A 17,804-nucleotide genomic window follows, 5' to 3' on the forward strand; every position below is an offset into this window, starting at 1 on the left:
TCCTCAGCGGGTCGCGAACTCGGGGGTGTCGAGGATCAGCGCCACGACGTAGGGCAGGCGCCAGCCGACGGCTCCGTCGGTGGGCTTCAGCGGGTTGCTCGCGCTCCGGCCGAGGAAGGTGCAGACCGCGTCGCGCTTGGCGGCGGGCAGCGGCGCGGAGAGCAGCCGGGTGGACAGGGCGTCGACGTAGTCGCCGTACGTGGCGGGCAGGGTCGTCGGGAGCAGCCCGCGCAGGGCGGGGAAGACGACGCGCTTCTCGTTCGTGTCCGCGGCCTGCCAGCCCTGGTACATCGAGAAGTTCCACGTCGCGAGCGTCGCGCCGGCGCCGGCCCAGAAGCCGGCCACGTCCGGGTAGCCGTTGGGCGCGGGCCACGCGAGGGGGGCCTGGCCGGCCACGCGGGCGTTCCACACGACGTCGCCCAGCCACGCGCGGGGGTCGGCGCCGGGACGGACCCCGAGGATCCGGGCCGTCGAGACGATGCGCTCCAGGGGCCGCTTGACCTTGAGGCCGGTCGAGCCGGCGAACTCGGCAGAGGCGAAGAGGGCGCGCAGGACGGGGGCGATCGCGGTGTCGTTGGCCAGGTAGACCTGCGCGAGGGAGTCGACGAGGCTGCTCGGCGGGGTGTCGGACACGAACCGGATCGCCAGCTTCGTGGCGATGCGCCGGGCGGTGCTCGGGTGGCGCGCCAGGTGCTGGAGGTAGGAGGTCGCCACCGCGTCACCCTTGGGCGAGGTGTTGGGGCTGGACCACCCGAGGAGACCCAGCTCGCCCACGTGGTGGCGGTTGTAGCGGTAGAAGTACTCGCCGGTCTCGTGCTCGGTCGACACGCCCGTCATCACGAGGGCCGAGGTACGGATGTCGGACTCGGCGTAGCCGCCGGTGACGCCGACGGTGTGCAGCTCGAGGAGCTCACGGCCGAAGTTCTCGTTGGGGGCCCGCTTCGAGGAGGACTCGTTGTCCAGCTGGGCGAGCATCGCCGGGTGCTTGGCGGCGGCGACGAGCATGTCGACGTAGCGGCCGAGGGCGTGCTTGCGGACGACGTCCTCGTGGAAGCGGTGCACGCAGTCCCACGTCTCGCCCCAGGGCGCCGTGACGACGAGGTGGTTGCTCCAGAAGTCGACCATCACCTCGAGCAGCTGGCGCTTGGACCAGATGGCCCGGGCCGTGTAGGCCTCGATGGTGTCGTACCCGAGGTCGCCCGTCTGGTTGGGCCAGTAGCGGTCGCGCACCTCCCAGGTCTGCCACCACAGCCGGGGGAACCGGGTCTTGAGCAGGTCGTCGACGACCGGGTCGGGCATCGTCTTCGGCGACAGCTGCGCCTCGAGCCACGCGCTCGCGCCCATCGACGTGATGGCGTCGATGACCTCGGGCGTCGCGCCCCAGGTCGCCCGCCGGGCCAGGTGCAGCGCGGCGACGGGACTGCCGGTCACTCCGGCGGTGGAGCTGCGCCGCGGGGCCGTCCGGACGGCCGTGTAGGGCAGCGTCCGGCCGCGGGTGGTGCGCGCGGGCGTCGCGGCGGCCACGGCCGCGCGCGGGGTGTACGCGGCGTCGACCGCCTTCGCGCTCGCCGTCCGGGTCGGCACCACCACGCCGGCCGGCGCGGTGGATCGCGGCGGGGTGGGGTCGGGCAGCCGGGTCTTCGCCCTGGCGGCCTTGGCGGCCTTCTTCGCGGGCGCGGACGGGTCGGAGCCGGCGGTGGCGGCGCCGAGGATGGCCTGGAGGGTCGCGGCCCGGCGAGGGGGCAGGGGAGAGCTCACCCTTCAATGGTTTCGGCCTGTGCCGCAACCGTCCTCGTCCGTTCGGGTGCCGCGCCATCGGGCCAACGGCCCTCGTCCGCCGGATTTGACCGGGGCTTTACCCGGGCTTGGCCCGGGGGTGGTCCGCCGCTGGTGAGCGCCTGACCCGAGCCGTCCGCCGGCCCGGCGTCACGCGCCCGGGGCGGCGTCCCGGATGAGGCAGGTGATGCGGCTCGTGCAGACCCGGCGGCCGTCCTCGTCGGTGACGACGACCTCGTAGCAGGCGAGGGTGCGCCCGAGGCTGAGCGGCGTCGCCGTGCCCGTCACGAGGCCGGAGCGGGCGGCCCGGTGGTGGGTGGCGTTGATGTCGAGCCCGACGACCGCCTTGCCCTCGCCCGCGTGCAGGGCGGCCCCGATGGACCCGAGCGTCTCGGCGAGGACGACCGAGGCGCCCCCGTGGAGCAGGCCGTAGGGCTGGGTGTTGCCGGCGACCGGCATCGTCGCGACGAGCTGGTCGGACGTGGCCTCCAGCACCTCGATGCCCATCCGGTCCATGAGGGAGTCGGGGTTCATCGCGCGCATCCGGGCGACGGCTGACATGAGGTCGGGGCTGTCGGTCATGGTCGTTAGGCTGCCACGCGTGAAGCTCCTCCTCCTCGACGGACACTCCCTGGCCTACCGGGCGTTCTTCGCCCTCCCCGTCGAGAACTTCTCGACGAGCACGGGGCAGCACACGAACGCCGTCTACGGCTTCACCTCGATGCTCATCAACGTCCTGCGCGACGAGGCGCCGACGCACGTCGCCGTCGCCTTCGACGTCTCGCGCCAGACCTTCCGGCTGGAGCAGTACGGCGAGTACAAGGCCGGCCGCTCCAAGACGCCCACCGAGTTCACCGGCCAGCTGCCGCTCCTGCGCGAGGTGCTCGACGCGCTGCGCATCAAGCACATCGGCGTCGAGGGCTTCGAGGCCGACGACGTCATCGCGACCCTGACCCGCCGCGCCACCGAGGCCGGCGCCGAGGTCGTCGTCTGCACGGGGGACCGCGACGCCTTCCAGCTCGTCACCGACAAGGTCAGCCTGATCTACCCGGTCCGCGGCGTCTCCGAGGTCTGGCGGATGGACCCCGCCGCCGTCGAGGAGAAGTACCTCGTCCCGCCGGACCGCTACAGCGACCTCGCGGCGCTCGTCGGCGAGGCCAGCGACAACCTGCCCGGCGTGCCCGGTGTCGGCCCGAAGACCGCGGCCAAGTGGATCGCGCAGTACGGCGACCTCCAGGGGATCGTCGCCCACGTCGACGAGATCAAGGGCAAGGCCGGCGAGAACCTGCGCGCCCACCTCGACGACGTCCTGCGCAACCGCCGCCTCAACAAGCTCGTCGACGACCTCGACCTGCCACTGTCCGTGCCGGACCTCGAGCGCGCCACCTGGGACCGCGAGGAGGTGCACCGGGTCTTCGACGGCCTCGAGTTCCGGGTGCTGCGCGACCGCCTCTTCCAGACCTTCGACGTCGAGTCCGACGAGGTCGAAGGTGGCTTCGAGCTCGGTGGTGACGTGCTCACCGCCGACGACCTCACGACGCGGTTCGCCGACGACGGCCCGGGCCGCGCGCTGCCGCACGGTGTCGTCGTCTCCGGGCACTACCGCGCCGGCGAGGGCGACGCCACCGCGCTCGCGCTCGCGGGCGAGGACGGCGCCACCGCCCACCTCGACCTCACGGCGCTCACCGCCGAGCAGGAGCAGGCCCTCGCCGGCTGGCTCGCCGACCCCGACGCCCCGAAGGTCCTCCACGACCTCAAGCCGCAGCTGCAGGCCCTCAGCGCCCGCGGCCTGGCGCTCAACGGCGTCGTCAGCGACACCGCCCTCGCCGCCTACCTCGTGCGCCCCGACCAGCGCTCCTACGACCTCGAGGACCTCGTCGTGCGCCAGCTCGGCCGCGAGCTGACCGCCGAGGGCGACGCCACGAGCGACCAGGGCGCCCAGGGCACGCTCGACTTCGACACCGACGACGACACCGCCGCCCGCGACGCGATGGTCCGCGCCCGCGCCGTCCTCGAGCTGTCGGCCGTCCTCGCCGAGAAGGTCGAGGAGACCGGCGGCACCGAGCTGCTCGCCGACCTCGAGCTGCCGCTCGTCGGCATCCTCGCCGAGATGGAGCGCACCGGCATCGCCGTCGACGAGGACGCCCTCACCGCGCTCGAGGCCGACTTCGCCGCGAAGATGCGTCAGGCCCAGCAGGACGCCTACGACGCGATCGGCCGCGAGGACGTCAACCTCGGCAGCCCGAAGCAGCTCCAGGAGGTCCTCTTCGACCAGCTGGGCATGCCGAAGACCAAGCGGACCAAGACCGGGTACACGACCGACGCCGACGCCCTGGCCGACCTCTTCGTCAAGACCGAGCACCCCTTCCTCGAGGCGCTGCTGCGCCACCGCGACACCAGCCGGCTGCGGGTGACCGTCGAGGGGCTCATCAAGTCGGTCGCGCCCGACCGGCGCATCCACACGACGTACCTGCAGACCATCGCGGCCACCGGGCGGCTGTCGTCCACGGACCCGAACCTCCAGAACGTGCCGATCCGCACCGAGGAGGGCCGGCGCATCCGCGACGTCTTCGTCGTCGGCGAGGGCTTCGAGTCGCTGATGTCGGCCGACTACAGCCAGATCGAGATGCGGATCATGGCCCACCTCTCCGGCGACGAAGGGCTCATCGAGGCCTTCCGCACCGGCGAGGACCTCCACCGCTTCGTCGGCGCGCGGGTGTTCGCCGTCGAGCCGGCCGACGTCACCCTCGAGATGCGCAGCAAGGTCAAGGCGATGAGCTACGGCCTCGCCTACGGCCTCTCGGCGTTCGGCCTCTCCAAGCAGCTGACCATCTCGACGGGCGAGGCGCAGGGCCTCATGGACGAGTACTTCGCCCGGTTCGGCGGCGTGCGCGACTACCTGCGCGAGGTCGTCGTCGAGGCCCGCGCCACCGGCTACACCGCGACGATGCTCGGCCGCCGCCGCTACCTCCCGGACCTCCTGAGCGACAACCGCCAGCGCCGTGAGGGCGCCGAGCGGATGGCCCTCAACGCCCCGATCCAGGGCACCGCCGCGGACATCATCAAGCTCGCGATGAAGGGCGTCCACGCGGCGCTGCAGGCCGAGGGTGCGCGCAGCCGGATGCTCCTCCAGGTGCACGACGAGCTCGTGCTCGAGGTCGCGCCCGGCGAGCGCGAGGACGTCGAGGCCCTCGTCCGCCGCGAGATGGGCGCGGCGATCGACCTCGGGGACGTGCCGCTCGACGTCAGCGTCGGCGTCGGCCGCTCCTGGCACGACGCCGCGCACTGACCCGGCAGCGGCGCGGCCGCTCCCTCAGCGGACGGCGGGCTGCTCGGGCGAGGCGGCGTCCTCGGCGAGCGGCGGGTCGACCGTCGGCACGGCCGGGTCATCGTCGGGCCCGGTGCGGGCCAGCAGGTAGCCGCCGAGGACGAGCAGCAGCAGGGCGTCGAGGCCGAGCTTGACGAGGAGCAGGTCGTGGGCGGTCGTCACGACACCGGACAGCGCGGTGGTCGCGACCAGCGCGCCCCACAGGAGGAGGACCGCGCGCGGGTGCCGCCGGGCGAGCGCGCCGTAGACGAGCAGCTGGACCATCGCGAGCACCGTGCCCAGCGTCGCGAAGAGCCACAGGTCGTCGCGGACCGGGGCGTAGGCGGCGCCGCCGACGAACTCGAGGGCCAGGCCGCGCAGGAGGAGCACCCCGGCGACGGCCACGAGCCCGAGCGCGAGGATGGCCCCGAGCCCCCAGGCGTGCGTCCGGCGCAGGTCGTGGCCGCGGGCCATCCGGGGGAAGAGGACGACGACGACGAACTGCGGCAGGAAGAGCATGGCCTTCGTGAGGACGAGGCCCGCGGCGTAGTGCCCTGCCTCGTCGCCGGGCAGGACGACGCGGGCGAGGAGGACGTCGATGTTCGAGACGGCGAAGAAGGCGAGCAGGGCGGAGGCGCTGTGCACGACCTCGCGGGCGACACCCTCGCGGTCCCACGCGCGACGCACCTGCTCGGGCACCGCGCCGACGGGGACGGCCGTGCGCCGGCGACCCGGGCGCCGCAGGGCCACCGTGCCGACCACGACCGGTGCCGCGGCCGCGAGCGCCACGCCGACGAGGGCGGCGGAGGCCGAGCGGTCGACGAGGAGCGCCGCGCCGCCGGCCACGAGCCGGGCGGTGCCCATCGTGACGTACAGGAGGGCGAGGGCCCCCCAGCGCTGCCCGCCCTGGAGGATCCCGGCCTGACCGCCCATGACGGTGAGGAGGCCGGCCGACACCGCGAGGCAGACGGCCCCGACCGGGCTGTCCAGCCGCAGACCGCCGACGACGAGGGGGACGGCGAGCGTTCCGACGAGGGTCACCCCGGCGGCGGCCCGCAGCGTCGCGGAGAGCACGTCCCGGGTGACGTGCGCGGGGTCGCCGGTGGTCGTCGACACCCGGCGGGCGCCGGTGGCCTGGAGCGCGAGCGAGACGACGTTGAGGACGATGAGCGCGCCGAGCACGCTCGAGAACTGCCCGAACTCGTCGGGGCCGAGGAGCCGGGCGCAGGCGAGCGTGAGGCCGTACGTCGTGAGGTTCATGACCCCGATGGCCGCCGCCATCGTGGCGCCCCCGAGGACGCGTCTGCGACGTCGCCGGCTGCTCACCGGCGAAAGTTACCACCGGGTAGAGCCGATCAGTAGGGGTCGTCGGCTCCCGTGTGTCCGAGCAGCCGGGCGACCGGGCGCAGGTGCAGGCGCAGCAGGACCTTGACCCCGACGTTGCGGACCCACCAGGGCAGCTCGGCGAGCATCCGGGCGCGGTCGGCGGTGGACGGCGCCGTGACGACAAAGCGCGCCATCGAGCCGGTGCGGCCGCGGTAGGCGAGCGTCCGGCCGGGGAGCACGTGCCGCAGGAGGGCGAGGGTGACCCCGATGGACGAGAACGCGTCGTGCACGAGGACGGCGCCGCCGGCGACGACGTGCTCGGCCCAGCGCAGGTCGTCGGTCACCGTCCAGTAGTCGTGCTTGCCGTCGACGTGGAGCACGTCGACCTCGCCCGTCCACCCGCGCCGCGCCTGCGCCGACGTGGTGGCCAGCACGGTCACCCGGTCCTCGACGCCGAGCCGGGCGAGGTGGGCCGCGAGGAGGCCGCGGACGGCGGGCCCGGCGTACCGGCGGGTGCGCACGAAGGGGTCGATGGTCGTCACGACGACGTCGCGGCGGGCGCCGGCGAGCGCGCACGTGGAGCGACCCTGGTGCGCGCCGACCTCGAGCACACGGGCCGGCCCGGGGTGGACGGACCGGACGACGGCCTGCAGCAGCTCGGCCTGCGCGCGGGTCAGCCAGCCGGGGATGCGGTCGACCTCCGCCCAGGGCACGACGCCGCCCGGCGTTCTCTCGGGCACGGGTCCCTCCGCGGCTCGGTCATCTAGGGTGTGGCTCCGGACCGGGCCAGCATAGGGAGGCCGTGATGGTGGCCCCGAGGTGGCCGGGCGGGCGCAGGACGCGCGAGGTGGTGCTGGACCTCTGGGTCCTCGTGCCCGTCGTCGTCCTCGGGTGGCCGCTGCTGACGCGCGGCGGGTACCCCTTCGCGCGCGACCTCGTCCTCACCCCGCGACTACCGCTGCGACCCGAGGCCGTGGGCCTCGGGACGGCCTCGCCGCGGGCCGCGCCGCTCGACGCCGTGGTCGGCGTCCTGTCGCTCGGGCTCGACGGGGGAGTGCTCGGCCGGGTCGCGGTCCTCGGTGGGCTGGCGCTCGCGGGGTGGGGGGCGCACCGGCTGGCCCGCCCGCTGGGGACGCCCGCCCGCCTGCTCGTCGGCGCCTTCGCGGTGTGGAACCCGTTCGTCGTCGAGCGCCTGGGCCTCGGGCAGTGGGCGCTGCTGCTCGGCTACGCCTCCCTCTGGTGGGTCGCCCTCGCGGCGGTGCGGGCGCGCGAGGACGGCCGGCTCCTCCCGCGGACGGCGCCCTGGCTGGCGCTCGGCGCCCTGACCCCCACCGGCGCGGTGCTCGTCGGGGGAGTGGCGCTGGTGACCGGTCTCGGGACGACCCGTCACGGTCGCCGTCGGGACCTCGGCCTCGTCGGGCTCGTCGCCGCCGCGCAGCTGCCGTGGCTCCTCCCGTCGCTGCTGTCCTCGGCGGCCACCACGTCGGACCCGGCCGGGGTCGCGGCGTTCGCCGCCCGGGCCGAGCTGCCCGGACCCGCGGTCGTCTCGCTCGTCGGGCTCGGGGGCGTCTGGGACCGGCTGAGCGTCCCCGGGAGCCGCGCCGGGCTGCTCGGGGCCCTCACCGTGCTCGTCGTCCTCGCCGGGCTCGTCGCCGGGCGACGGCGGGGGCTGCCCGGTCGACGGCTGCGCGCGTGCGGGGTCGTCGGTCTCGTCCTCGCCACCCTGACGAGCGTGCCCCTCGGGCAGCACCTCGTCGCCGCCGGCACCGACACCGTCCCGGGCCTGGGCCTGCTGCGCGACGCCCAGAAGTGGCTCGCCCCCTTCGTCCTCGTGGCCGTCCTCGGGGTCGGCGCGCTCGTCGACGGCCTGGCCCGGCTCGTGGCCCGCCGGGCGACGCCGCTGTCGTCGACCGTCCTCGTCGTCGCGCTGGCGCTGCCCTTCGTCCTGCTCCCCGACGGCGCGGTCGTCGTGCACCGGGTCCTCACCCCGAGCCGCTTCCCGGCCGACGTGGAGCAGGTCGCCCGGGCGGTGGACGGCACCGACGCGCTCCTCGTCTCGGCGCCGTGGCGCCTCTACCGGGCCTACCCGTGGGCCACCGCCTACCCGACCTACGACCCCGCGTCGCGCCTCTACGACGTCCGGGTCGTCACGAGCGACGCGCTGGTCCTCGGCGACCGCACACTCCGGGGCGAGGACCCGCTCGCGGCCGCCGTCGGCCGCGCCCTGGCCCCCGTGACGTCCGGCTCCGTCGCCGTCCTGCGCGGGCTGGGCGTGCGCTGGGTCCTCGTGACGCGCACCGACCCGGACGGGCCGGGCCTGCTCGCGGCGCTGCGTGCGGACCCCTCGGTCCGGGTCGTCGTCGAGGGGCCCGACGTCGTCCTCCTCGAGCTGACCGGCCGCCGGGCGGCGGCACCGCAGGTCGCCCCCGCCGCCCTCGCCACCGTGGTCGTGGCGGACCTCGCGGTGCTCCTCCTGCTGCTCGGCGTCGGTCTCTCCCGACCTCCCCGGGCGCGGCGCTGAGTTCTGTTACTGTGGCGTAGTTTCTCGACAGGAAGGCCGCGGATGTTCGGCAACGTGATCGCCCCCGCCGTCGCGGGCATCGCCCTCGCGCTCGCGGGGATCTTCGGGCTCGTGTCCTCGCAGACCGCCGCGCCCGCCGAGAACCCCGCCAGCCAGCCGGTCATCGTCTACGGCGCTCGCTGAGCCCGGCGGCCCCGCCGCCGCCCCGCCTCCTCCTGCAGGACGGCCACCAGCTCCTCGACGGAGCGCTCCCAGCTGAGCCCGGCCGCTCGCTCGCGTGCCGCCTCGCCCGCCAGCTCGACGTCGACCCGGCCGGACAGCACGTCGTCGACGGCCGCGGTCAGGCCCGCGCGGTCCTCGACGAGCCAGCCGGTGACGCCGTCGTCGACCGACTCGCGCAGCCCGCCGCTGGAGCGGTAGCCCACGGTCGGCGTCCGCTGCGCCGCGGCCTCCGTCACGGCGATGCCCCAGCCCTCCCGCACCGAGGGCAGGGCCAGGACGTGGGCGGCCGCGAGGAGCCGGTCCCGCTCGTCGTCGTCGACCCACCCGTGGAAGCGGACGACGTCGTCGACGCCGAGCTGGTGCGCCTCCTCCCGCAGCCGCCTCTCCCACCAACCCGTGCCGACGACGTCGACCACCAGCCCTGGGTGGCGACCGCGCAGGGCGTGCGCGGCCTCGAGGACGTGCTCGACCTGCTTGTGCGGGACCAGCCGCGAGAGGACGACCACCCGGGGGGTGGGGGAGCGCGGCCCGGCGACCGGCCGCGGGACCAGGCCGTTGCGCACGACCCGCACGAGGTCGGCCCGCACCCCGAGGCGTTCCAGGTCGGCGGCCGTCGAGCGCGAGACGGTGACGTGCGGGGCCCGGCGGTAGAGGGCCGGCGTGACGCGGGACTCCACGAACCAGCCGAGCCGGCCGCGCCAGTCGGGGTAGATCATCCGCCACTGCTCGCGGTGGACGTGGTGGACGAGGGCGACGACCCCGGTCCGGCGGACGAGGGGCGTCGCGAAGGGCAGCCCGTTGATCACGTCGACGACGACGTCGAGGGAGCGCCGGTGCCGCGCCACCCAGAGCAACCCGTGGAGGTAGACGGTCAGCCGGCCGCCGCCGCGCACGTGGACGACGCCGTCGACCCGCTCCCCGGCCCGCGTGCCCGGGGGGCGTGCGGTGACGACGACGACCCGGTGGCCGCGGGCGGCGAGCCCGGCGGCCATCTGCTCCACGTAGACCTCGCTGCCACCGGCCTCCGGGTGCGCCGCGTCCCGCCACGAGAGGAACGCGACGTGCAGGGGACGGCTCATCCGCCGGTCCCGACGACGCGCGGGCACAGACGGGTGGGTCGTCCTGCACCCTCGGTGACGGTGACGCCGAGCTCCTGCGCGCGCTGCGGGTCGGAGACGACGGCCAGGCGCCCGGGCTGGATGACCCAGTCGTCACCGAGGCGCTGGCTGGGGAAGACCGCGACCCGCCCGCCGGGCGTCGAGGTGACCTCGACGACCGAGAGGTGGGGGTCGGTGCCGATCCCGACGGTCGTCGAGGTCTCGGGGTAGACCCCGTACCACCGTCCGGCGCGCGGGGTCTCGCCGTCGTCGACGACGACGCGCACCGTGTGGTCGGCCCGCGTCTGGAGGTAGACCTGGCGCTGGACCGAGCCCGTGTAGGTGGCGAGCAGGATGCGTCCGGGTCGGACGTCGCGGTGGACGGTGACCCGCAGCACGGTGGGCGCCGACTCGACGAGGACCCAGGGCTCGTACCGGTCCCCGGTCGCGAGGTACAGGGCGTCGCAGCCGGGTGTGGCGGCGAGCGTGTCGGGGGCGGCGTCGTCCGGGAGGTCGGTGACGTCGCGCAGGACCGGCGGCCCGGCCAGCCCGAGGGCGTCGTCGACCCGGTGCTGGAGCGAGAGCAGGCGCACCAGCGGCTCGCCGCGGCCGACGGTGGCGCTCGACCACAGCCCCGAGACCGCCTGGACGGCGGTCGACCACACCGTGACGGCGGCGAGCACCCCGAGGACGACACCGGCCCGCCGGCGCGACCGCCGCAGCAGCGGCGGCAGGACGGTCCACAGCGCGACGACGGCGCCGACGACGAGGAGGGGGACGAACTCGCTCGTGTACCGGTTGGCGACGTAGCCGTAGGCGAGGATGCCGCCGGGCACGACGGCCGCACCGAGCAGCGGCACCCCGAGCACGCGCAGGGGCCGCCGGTCCCGCAGCAGGAGCAGGCCCGGGACCGCGGCGACGGCGAGCGCGAGGAGCAGGGGGGCGGTCGCGGTGACGCTCGCGGTGCGGTAGGTCTGGTCGAGGACGACGCCGTCGCGGACGACCGGGGGCGCCTCGGGCAGCGAGAACCACGGGAACCACGAGGTGAGGCGCAGGCCGTCGGGTGAGAGGTAGGCCTGGAGGGTCGTCGGCAGGAACTGCAGTCCGGTGATGTGGCCGCCGTTGGCCGCGAGGGCCTCGCGGCGGTGCGCGTTGACCCCCGTCCACACCTGGTCGGCCAGCGGGAACAGGTACGGGTGGCCGAACTTGACCTGGTTGAGCGCGACCGAGAGCGCGAGCGGGACGAGCGCGGCGGCGACGAACCCACCGGCCAGGCGCCGGCCGTGGGGGCGGGCACGCCCCTCCGCGAGCCACCACGCGGCGCCGGCGAGCACCGTCGCGCCGATGACGGCGAAGCCGCCGGTGGTCCGGGTCATGACGGCCGCGAGGACGAACGCCCCGAGCCACCCGAGCGAGCGCCGGTCGGGCGAGGACGCGGCGCGCGCCAGCCAGTACAGCGCGCCGACGACGGTGGCGACCGACCAGGCGTAGACCTCGTGGTAGACCCACGGCAGGCCGGCGTCGAAGGTGAGGACGGTGCCCCCGGTGAGGGCCGCGAGGAGCACCGCCGCCGCCGCGGCCTCGCGGCGGTCGGGCACGCCGTCGCCCCGGACGACGCGCCGGGCGAACCAGAGGAGCTTGGTCGCCATGACGGCGGTGACGAGCCACGCGAGGGCCATCGACAGCACGGTGAGGCGGCCGTCGAACTCGTGCGTCACGAGCATGACGGGCACCCGCAGGAGCGCGGGGAACGGCGGGAAGTACATGTACGTCCGGCCACCGATCTCGAACCCCTCGATGCCGAGGCTGTCGGCCGGGAGGTCCAGCCGGCCGTCGAGGAACGCCTGGGCCTGGAGGTCGAAGAAGTTCGACGCGTAGCCGAGCCCGACCGCCGTCCGTCCCGGGTTCCACCCGAGGTCGAGCAGGACGAGGAGGTGCACGAGGGCACCGGTCAGGCAGCCCGCGAGGGTGGCCGCGACGACCCGGGGGTGGAGCGGTGCCGGACGGCTCACGCGGGGGCGAGGCGGTAGAGCAGCTGGTAGCCGAACAGCGTCGGCCAGCCCCGCACGGCGGCGCGGTCGGCCGCGCCGACGGCCCGCAGGACGTCGACCCGGCGGCCGCCGCTGCGACCCCGGTCGAGCACGTCGACCGGCACCCCGACGACGTCGCGCTCGAGCACCGTCAGGCCGCTGCGCGCGACGAGGCGCTCGAAGCTGCGCCGCGTGAAGAAGCGCAGGTGGCCCTCGTCGAGCGGTCCGCGGCTGTCGTAGTCGAAGCGACCGACGGCCGTGCGGCACCGGGGGTACCAGTGGCCGAAGTTCGGCACCGACACGAGGATCTCGCCGCCGTCGGCGAGGCGCGCCGTGAGGTCTCGCAGCAGCGACTCGGGGTCGGCGACGTGCTCCAGGACGTCGGCCGCGACGACCCGGTCGTAGCCGGAGCCGACGGCGTCGGGCAGGCCCCGCCCGAGGTCGGCCTCGACGAAGTCGTCGAGGCGCTCGCCGACGCCGTCGTGCTTGACGAGGTCGACCCCGACGACCCGGTGCCCGGCGCGACGGACCAGGGCGCCGAACGCGCCGTCGGAGCACCCGACGTCGAGCACCGACCCGGCGGGCGCTGCACCGAGCCAGGCGAGGAGCCGGCCGTGGCTCGAGTGCTCGGAGGACTTCAGCTCGTAGGCGTCGGGGGCGCCCGGGGTCCGGTGGGCGCCGAAGCCCATCCGCCCGGCCCGGTGCCGCAGCACGTCGCGGGCGACGTCGCGCGCGTAGGCCATCCCGTTGACGTAGCAGATCTCGTCGCCGTAGTACGTCGGGATCGGGACCTCCTCGACCCGCTTCCCGGCGTCGAGGAGCCCGAGGATGATCTCGGTGTCGAAGTCGAAGTCGTCGCTGTAGGTGTCGAGGGCGAGGTCGGCGAGCGCGTCGACCCGGTAGGCGCGGTACCCGCTGTGCCACTCGCTGAGCCGGGCGCCGGTCATCGCGTTCTGGAACGTCGTGAGGATGCGGTTGCCGACGTACTTGTAGACCGGCATGCCGCCCTTGAGCGCCTGGCCGCGCACCATCATCCGCGAGCCGAACACCGCGTCGGCCCGGCCCTCGGTCAACGGGCGCACGAGGTCCTCGATGACCTCGGGGGCGTACTGGCCGTCGCCGTGGAGGAGGACGACGACGTCGAGGCCGTGCCCGATCGCCCACCGGTACCCGGCCTTCTGGTTGCCCCCGTAGCCGAGGTTCTTTTCGTGGCGCACGACGGTGAGCGGTAGGTCGCTCGTCTCGCGGTAGGCGAGCCCGATCGCGTAGGTGTCGTCCTGGCTGGAGTCGTCGGCGAGCAGGACGTGGTCGACCTCGGCGCGGAACGCCGCGGGGAGCCGGTCGAGCGTCTCCACCAGCGTCGTGGCGGCGTTGTAGGCGACGACGAGCACGCCCACGCGGGGGCTGCCGGCGGCGGCGGTCTGGGTCATCGGGTGTCCGTCCTGGGTGGGCGCGGGTCCGCCCGGTCGAGGCGGCGTCGCGACGTCGCTGGATTGTATGTGACCCGCCAGTAGCCCCGTGGCACCTCGTGCCATAGTGGCGCCATGCCGAGCCAGTTCGTCGACCTCGAGCGGCTCGAGGCCGCCCTGCCGCAGGCCAGCGCCGCCTACCGGTCCGCCGACCCGTTCCCGCACCTCGTGCTCGACGACGTGCTCCGGCCGGAGGCCTTCGCCGCCGCGGTCGCGGAGTTCCCCGGCACCGACGACGAGTTCTGGCGCGGCTACCTCCACGTCAACGAGACGAAGTACTCCAACACCGTCCCGGACTCGTGGGGCGACACCCTCCGCGCCGTCGCCGAGGAGCTCTGCGCGCCCGCGTTCGTCGCCTACCTCGAGCGGCTCACCGGCATCGAGGACCTCATGGCGGACTGGACCATGGACGGCGGCGGCCTGCACCAGACGTTGCGCGGGGGCCACCTCAACATCCACGCCGACTTCACGACCCACCACGACCACGAGAACTGGGCGCGGCGGGTCAACATCCTCCTCTACCTCAACGAGGAGTGGCCCGCCGAGTGGGGCGGGCAGCTCGAGCTGTGGGACCCGCAGATGACGGCGTGCCGCGCCAGGGTCACGCCGAAGGGCAACCGGATGCTCGTCTTCACGACCTCCGAGGACAGCTTCCACGGCCACCCCGACGCGCTCACCTGCCCTCCGGGGGAGGCTCGGCGCTCGCTGGCCCTCTACTACTTCACCGAGGAGGACCACGCGGTCCGCCGCTCGACGCACTACCGCGCCCGGCCGGGTGACGGGGCCAAGCGGGTCGCCATCTGGGCCGACCGGCAGGCGCTGGACGTCTACGACCGGGCCAAGCGGCGGCTCGGGCTCAGGGACGAGACGGTGCAGAAGGCGCTGTCGCGGGTCCAGCGGCTGCGCCGGCGGGGCTGAGGGCCGGCTCCGGGACGAGGGGGAGGGCCGCGAGCTCCTCGCGGTCGGCCGGTCGCGCCCCGAGGCGGCGCTGGACCCAGGCCTCGACCGGCCGCTCGACGTAACGGACGGTGAGGACCACGGCGGCGGCGAGCAGCGCGAGGGCGAGCGCCGCCTTGGCCGGGGCCGGCCAGGTCGGCAGACGCTGGCCCACGCCGAAGAAGATCGGGTAGTGCCAGACGTAGACCGCGAGGCTGTAGCGGCCGAGCACGACGAGCGGCCGCCAGCCGAGGGCGCGGGAGAGCCGGCCCTCGGGCGGCAGACCGGGGGCGGCGACGACGACGGCGACGACGGCGAGGTTCGCGGCGACGCCGCCCCACCCGAGGTAGGCGCCCGAGTTGCCGAGCAGCAGCACGAGGGCGGCGAAGAGCGTCAGCGCGTACGAGACGACGGTCCCGGCGACCGAGCGGACCGGCCGCAGCCACGGCCAGCAGACGGCGGCGAGGGCCCCCCAGAGCATCCCGTCCATCCGCGTCGTCGTGCGCAGCAGCGCGGTCGTCAGCGCCTCGACGTCGGCGACGTGCGCGCGCCAGGCCGTGCAGGCGAGCAGCAGGCCCCCGAGGGTGAGCGCGAGCACGACGCGTCGGTGGCGCAGCCCCCGCACGAGGACGACGAGGACGAGCGTCACCTGCACGTAGACGGCGGTGTACCAGAGGTGCCCGAGGTCGGCCCGCGCGAGCAGGGCCTCGGTCTGGAGGTAGACGTTCCACCCGAACGTCGTGACCCAGAGCACCGAGCGCTCGGTCTGGGTCTCGACGACCTCGCCCGCGCCCTCGGCCAGGGTCGTGAACCACACGAGCAGCAGCAGGGGCCAGGTCTGCGACGAGATGCGCACGACCCGGCTGAGCACGGCGAGCGCCGGGCGCTCCGCGGCGATCGTGCCGACCCGGCCCTCGTCGTCGGCGCGCGTCCCGTCCCGGCCGATGAGGGATCGGGTCAGGAGGAAGCCCGCGACGACGAGGAAGACCGTGACGGCGATGTTGCCGCTCTGGAGCAGGTGCAGCAAGGGCGGCACACCGGCCAGGGCCTCGATCGACCACAGCGCCCACATGTGCGACAGGACGACGAGGACGAGGGCGACGCCGCGGACCCAGTCCAGAGCCGTCGAGCGCGTGCGCGGCGTGGTGGGCGCGGCGGCGGTGGTCATGGCGCGCAGGCCTCCCGGGACGGTGCGGACGGGGCTGCCGGGCGAGGGGTCGCCACGCGGCATCCGCGAGTCATGTTACCGGCGGGTTGCATCCTGCTACATTTCGTCCGACATCGAGCCCAACGGAGGGTCAAGCAGTGCGCGGAATCGTGACGAAGCTCCTCGTCTTCCTCGGAGCGTTCCTGGTGACGACCGCGATCCTGTCGCTGGCGTACGCCTCGGGACAGGTGCAGAAGACCCCCCTCGACGTCGACACGGTGACGCGGCTGTCGGGCGAGGCCCAGGTGGCCGGCCCGGACGGGCTCGAGACGACGCCGGTCAAGGCCACGAGCATCACGCACGCCGACTCCGAGCTGAGCACCGGCGAGGTCGTCCTCTTCCAGAACTCCAGCTGCCTCGTGCGCGACCCGGACGGCAACGCCCCCGACTGCGTCGCGGCGGACGACCCGTCCAAGACGTTGCTCTCGGCGAGCACCGACACCTTCGCCACCGACCGTCGCACCGCCCTGCCGGTCAACGACTTCGCGAACCTGCCGGCCGACGCGGCGCCGAAGGAGGGGCTGATCAACAAGTTCCCGTTCGGTGTCGAGCAGAAGACCTACCCCTTCTGGGACGGTCTCGTCGGCGGCGCGGTCGACGCGACGTACCAGGGCGAGGAGGACGTCGACGGCCTGGCCACGTACAAGTTCCTCGTCTCGGTCAAGGACGCCCCGATCCAGATCGCCGACGGCGTGGCCGGCACCTACTCCACCGACAAGACGCTGTGGATCGAGCCGACGACCGGATCGATCATCGACCAGAAGGAGCACCAGGTCCGGCTGCTCGACGACGGGTCGACCTTCCTCGACCTCACGTTCGGCTTCACGCCCGAGACCGTCCGAACCAACGTCGACTCCGGTTCCTCCAACGCCTCGCAGCTCGGCCTGCTGACCCGCACGGTGCCGCTGGTCGGTGGCGTCCTCGGCGTCGTCGCGCTCCTCGGCGGCCTTGCCCTCTGGCTGACCGGTCGCCGCGGCGGCCGCCACGGTGCGGCCGACGACGGCGAGACGCTCGAGCGCAGCCGGGTCCCCGCGGGCCGCTGACACGCGGGCTCAGGCCGGGCGCTCGGTGACGAGGATCGCCGTGCCCGGCAGCACCCGGCCGCGCAGCGGGGACCAGCCGCCCCACTCGGCCTCGTTGCGCTCGGGCCACTCCGGCTCGACGAGGTCGACGAGCACGAGCCCGGCCGCCACGACCTGGCGCACGAGGTCGCCGAGGGTGCGGTGGTGCTCGGTGTACGTGACGACGCCGGCCTCGCTCTCGACGTAGGGGGTGCGGTCGAAGTACGACTGCGACACGGTGAGCCCGGCCGGCCCGGGCACGTCCGGGAAGGCCCAGCGCACCGGGTGCGACGTCGAGAAGACGAAGCGCCCGCCGGGGCGCAGCACGCGGGCGGCCTCGCGCAGCACGGCGGCGCTGTCGGCGACGAACGGGATGACCCCGTAGGCGGTGAACACGCGGTCGACCGACGCGTCCGCGAGGGGGAGGACCGCCCCGTCGCACTGGAGCAGGGGGAGCGGGGCGGCGCCGGCCCGCACGTCGAGCCGACGCCCGGTGCGCAGCATCCCGGCCGACAGGTCGCTCGCGACGACCCGCACGTCGTGGGTGCGGGCCAGCCAGCGCGAGCACTGGGCCGCGCCCGCGCCGATCTCCAGGACGGTCATCCCGTCGCGGACGCGGAGCAGGTCCAGCTCGGCCTCGGTCCAGCCCTCGGGCCCCCAGACGAAGGAGTCGTCGCCGAGGAAGGCGCCGTGCTCGGTGTAGTAGTCGTCGGCCTCGGCGTCCCACCACGACCGGTTGGCCGCGCGCGTCTCCTCCGCGCCGACGGGTCGGCGCCCCGCCTCGGACGTCATCGGCCGGCGCCCCCGACCGCGACCGTCCCGGACGTTTTGCCCGCTGCACCCGGAGCCGAG

The 17,804-nt window shown here is 74.7% G+C and carries 14 protein-coding genes; 5 read left to right on the forward strand and 9 right to left on the reverse strand.

Annotated features, from left to right (window positions below):
- Positions 1-3: 3 nt before the first annotated feature.
- Both IG69_RS0111610 and IG69_RS0111615 read right to left on the reverse strand, forming a co-directional pair.
- Entirely contained in the window at positions 4-1,758 is a 1,755-nt protein-coding gene (locus IG69_RS0111610) for a DUF1800 domain-containing protein (protein ID WP_051750478.1), read from the reverse strand.
- A gap of 168 nt (positions 1,759-1,926) precedes the next feature.
- Positions 1,927-2,358, reverse strand: coding sequence for a hotdog fold thioesterase (locus IG69_RS0111615; RefSeq protein ID WP_030528337.1), 432 nt, complete (start codon positions 2,356-2,358; stop codon positions 1,927-1,929).
- Between IG69_RS0111615 and polA the strand changes: the two genes are divergently transcribed.
- Positions 2,357-5,065, forward strand: coding sequence for a DNA polymerase I (polA, locus tag IG69_RS0111620; RefSeq protein WP_030528338.1), 2,709 nt, complete (start codon positions 2,357-2,359; stop codon positions 5,063-5,065). The two genes, IG69_RS0111615 and polA, sit on opposite strands and share 2 nt — an antisense overlap.
- Positions 5,066-5,089: 24 nt before the next feature.
- Here the strand turns inward: polA and IG69_RS0111625 are convergent, their stop codons facing one another.
- Positions 5,090-6,409, reverse strand: coding sequence for a lipopolysaccharide biosynthesis protein (locus tag IG69_RS0111625; protein WP_157577528.1), 1,320 nt, complete (start codon positions 6,407-6,409; stop codon positions 5,090-5,092).
- Between the two features lie 29 nt (positions 6,410-6,438).
- Positions 6,439-7,149 carry a class I SAM-dependent methyltransferase gene (locus tag IG69_RS0111630; protein ID WP_211250997.1) on the reverse strand — a complete coding sequence of 237 codons (711 nt, stop codon included), beginning with the start codon at positions 7,147-7,149 and terminating at the stop codon, positions 6,439-6,441.
- A gap of 107 nt (positions 7,150-7,256) precedes the next feature.
- Here IG69_RS0111630 and IG69_RS0111635 point away from each other — a divergent pair, with 107 nt between their 5' ends.
- Positions 7,257-8,930 carry an MmpA family trehalose lipid delivery protein gene (locus tag IG69_RS0111635; protein ID WP_030528341.1) on the forward strand — a complete coding sequence of 558 codons (1,674 nt, stop codon included), beginning with the start codon at positions 7,257-7,259 and terminating at the stop codon, positions 8,928-8,930.
- Positions 8,931-8,972: 42 nt separating this feature from the next.
- The gene (locus tag IG69_RS22135) at positions 8,973-9,113 is read left to right on the forward strand and encodes a DUF2613 family protein (RefSeq protein WP_157577530.1); all 141 of its coding nucleotides are present in this window, start codon (positions 8,973-8,975) and stop codon (positions 9,111-9,113) included.
- Here the strand turns inward: IG69_RS22135 and IG69_RS0111645 are convergent.
- From IG69_RS0111645 to IG69_RS0111655, 3 genes are read right to left on the reverse strand one after another with little or no spacing between them, the layout of a single operon-like run.
- On the reverse strand, positions 9,098-10,231 hold the full coding sequence (locus IG69_RS0111645) for a glycosyltransferase family 4 protein (protein ID WP_030528342.1): 1,134 nt from the start codon (positions 10,229-10,231) through the stop codon (positions 9,098-9,100). The two genes, IG69_RS22135 and IG69_RS0111645, sit on opposite strands and share 16 nt — an antisense overlap.
- Complete coding sequence (locus IG69_RS0111650) at positions 10,228-12,261, reverse strand: hypothetical protein (protein ID WP_030528343.1); 2,034 nt, start codon at positions 12,259-12,261, stop codon at positions 10,228-10,230. Before IG69_RS0111650 ends, IG69_RS0111645 begins: the two co-directional genes overlap by 4 nt.
- Complete coding sequence (locus IG69_RS0111655) at positions 12,258-13,709, reverse strand: bifunctional glycosyltransferase/class I SAM-dependent methyltransferase (protein ID WP_030528344.1); 1,452 nt, start codon at positions 13,707-13,709, stop codon at positions 12,258-12,260. The genes IG69_RS0111650 and IG69_RS0111655 overlap by 4 nt, the downstream gene beginning before the upstream one ends.
- A 114-nt stretch (positions 13,710-13,823) precedes the next feature.
- Between IG69_RS0111655 and IG69_RS0111660 the strand changes: the two genes are divergently transcribed.
- The gene (locus tag IG69_RS0111660) at positions 13,824-14,666 is read left to right on the forward strand and encodes a 2OG-Fe(II) oxygenase (RefSeq protein WP_030528345.1); all 843 of its coding nucleotides are present in this window, start codon (positions 13,824-13,826) and stop codon (positions 14,664-14,666) included.
- Here IG69_RS0111660 and IG69_RS0111665 read toward each other — a convergent pair.
- Positions 14,605-15,852, reverse strand: a complete 1,248-nt coding sequence (locus IG69_RS0111665) for an acyltransferase family protein (RefSeq protein WP_169742061.1) — start codon at positions 15,850-15,852, stop codon at positions 14,605-14,607. The genes IG69_RS0111660 and IG69_RS0111665 overlap by 62 nt on opposite strands.
- A 137-nt stretch (positions 15,853-15,989) precedes the next feature.
- Between IG69_RS0111665 and pgfA the strand changes: the two genes are divergently transcribed.
- Positions 15,990-16,934, forward strand: coding sequence for a cell envelope lipid trafficking protein PgfA (gene pgfA, locus IG69_RS0111670; protein ID WP_030528347.1), 945 nt, complete (start codon positions 15,990-15,992; stop codon positions 16,932-16,934).
- A gap of 9 nt (positions 16,935-16,943) precedes the next feature.
- On the opposite strand, the gene IG69_RS0111675 is transcribed toward pgfA, so the two are convergent.
- The gene (locus IG69_RS0111675) at positions 16,944-17,744 is read right to left on the reverse strand and encodes a class I SAM-dependent methyltransferase (protein WP_030528348.1); all 801 of its coding nucleotides are present in this window, start codon (positions 17,742-17,744) and stop codon (positions 16,944-16,946) included.
- Between the last annotated feature and the right edge of the window lie 60 nt (positions 17,745-17,804).

Origin of the sequence: Phycicoccus jejuensis (assembly GCF_000720925.1) — a bacterium.
GTDB classification, from domain to species: domain Bacteria; phylum Actinomycetota; class Actinomycetes; order Actinomycetales; family Dermatophilaceae; genus Phycicoccus; species Phycicoccus jejuensis.

Excerpts from the sequence above, each read along its gene's own strand:
- IG69_RS0111660 (WP_030528345.1), top strand. The coding sequence starts at position 13,824 with ATGCCGAGCCAGTTCGTCGACCTCGAGCGGCTCGAGGCCGCCCTGCCG.
- polA (WP_030528338.1), top strand. The coding sequence starts at position 2,357 with ATGGTCGTTAGGCTGCCACGCGTGAAGCTCCTCCTCCTCGACGGACAC.
- IG69_RS0111675 (WP_030528348.1), bottom strand. The coding sequence starts at position 17,744 with ATGACGTCCGAGGCGGGGCGCCGACCCGTCGGCGCGGAGGAGACGCGC.
- IG69_RS0111665 (WP_169742061.1), bottom strand. The coding sequence starts at position 15,852 with ATGACCACCGCCGCCGCGCCCACCACGCCGCGCACGCGCTCGACGGCT.
- IG69_RS0111655 (WP_030528344.1), bottom strand. The coding sequence starts at position 13,709 with ATGACCCAGACCGCCGCCGCCGGCAGCCCCCGCGTGGGCGTGCTCGTC.
- IG69_RS0111645 (WP_030528342.1), bottom strand. The coding sequence starts at position 10,231 with ATGAGCCGTCCCCTGCACGTCGCGTTCCTCTCGTGGCGGGACGCGGCG.
- IG69_RS0111615 (WP_030528337.1), bottom strand. The coding sequence starts at position 2,358 with ATGACCGACAGCCCCGACCTCATGTCAGCCGTCGCCCGGATGCGCGCG.
- IG69_RS22135 (WP_157577530.1), top strand. The coding sequence starts at position 8,973 with ATGTTCGGCAACGTGATCGCCCCCGCCGTCGCGGGCATCGCCCTCGCG.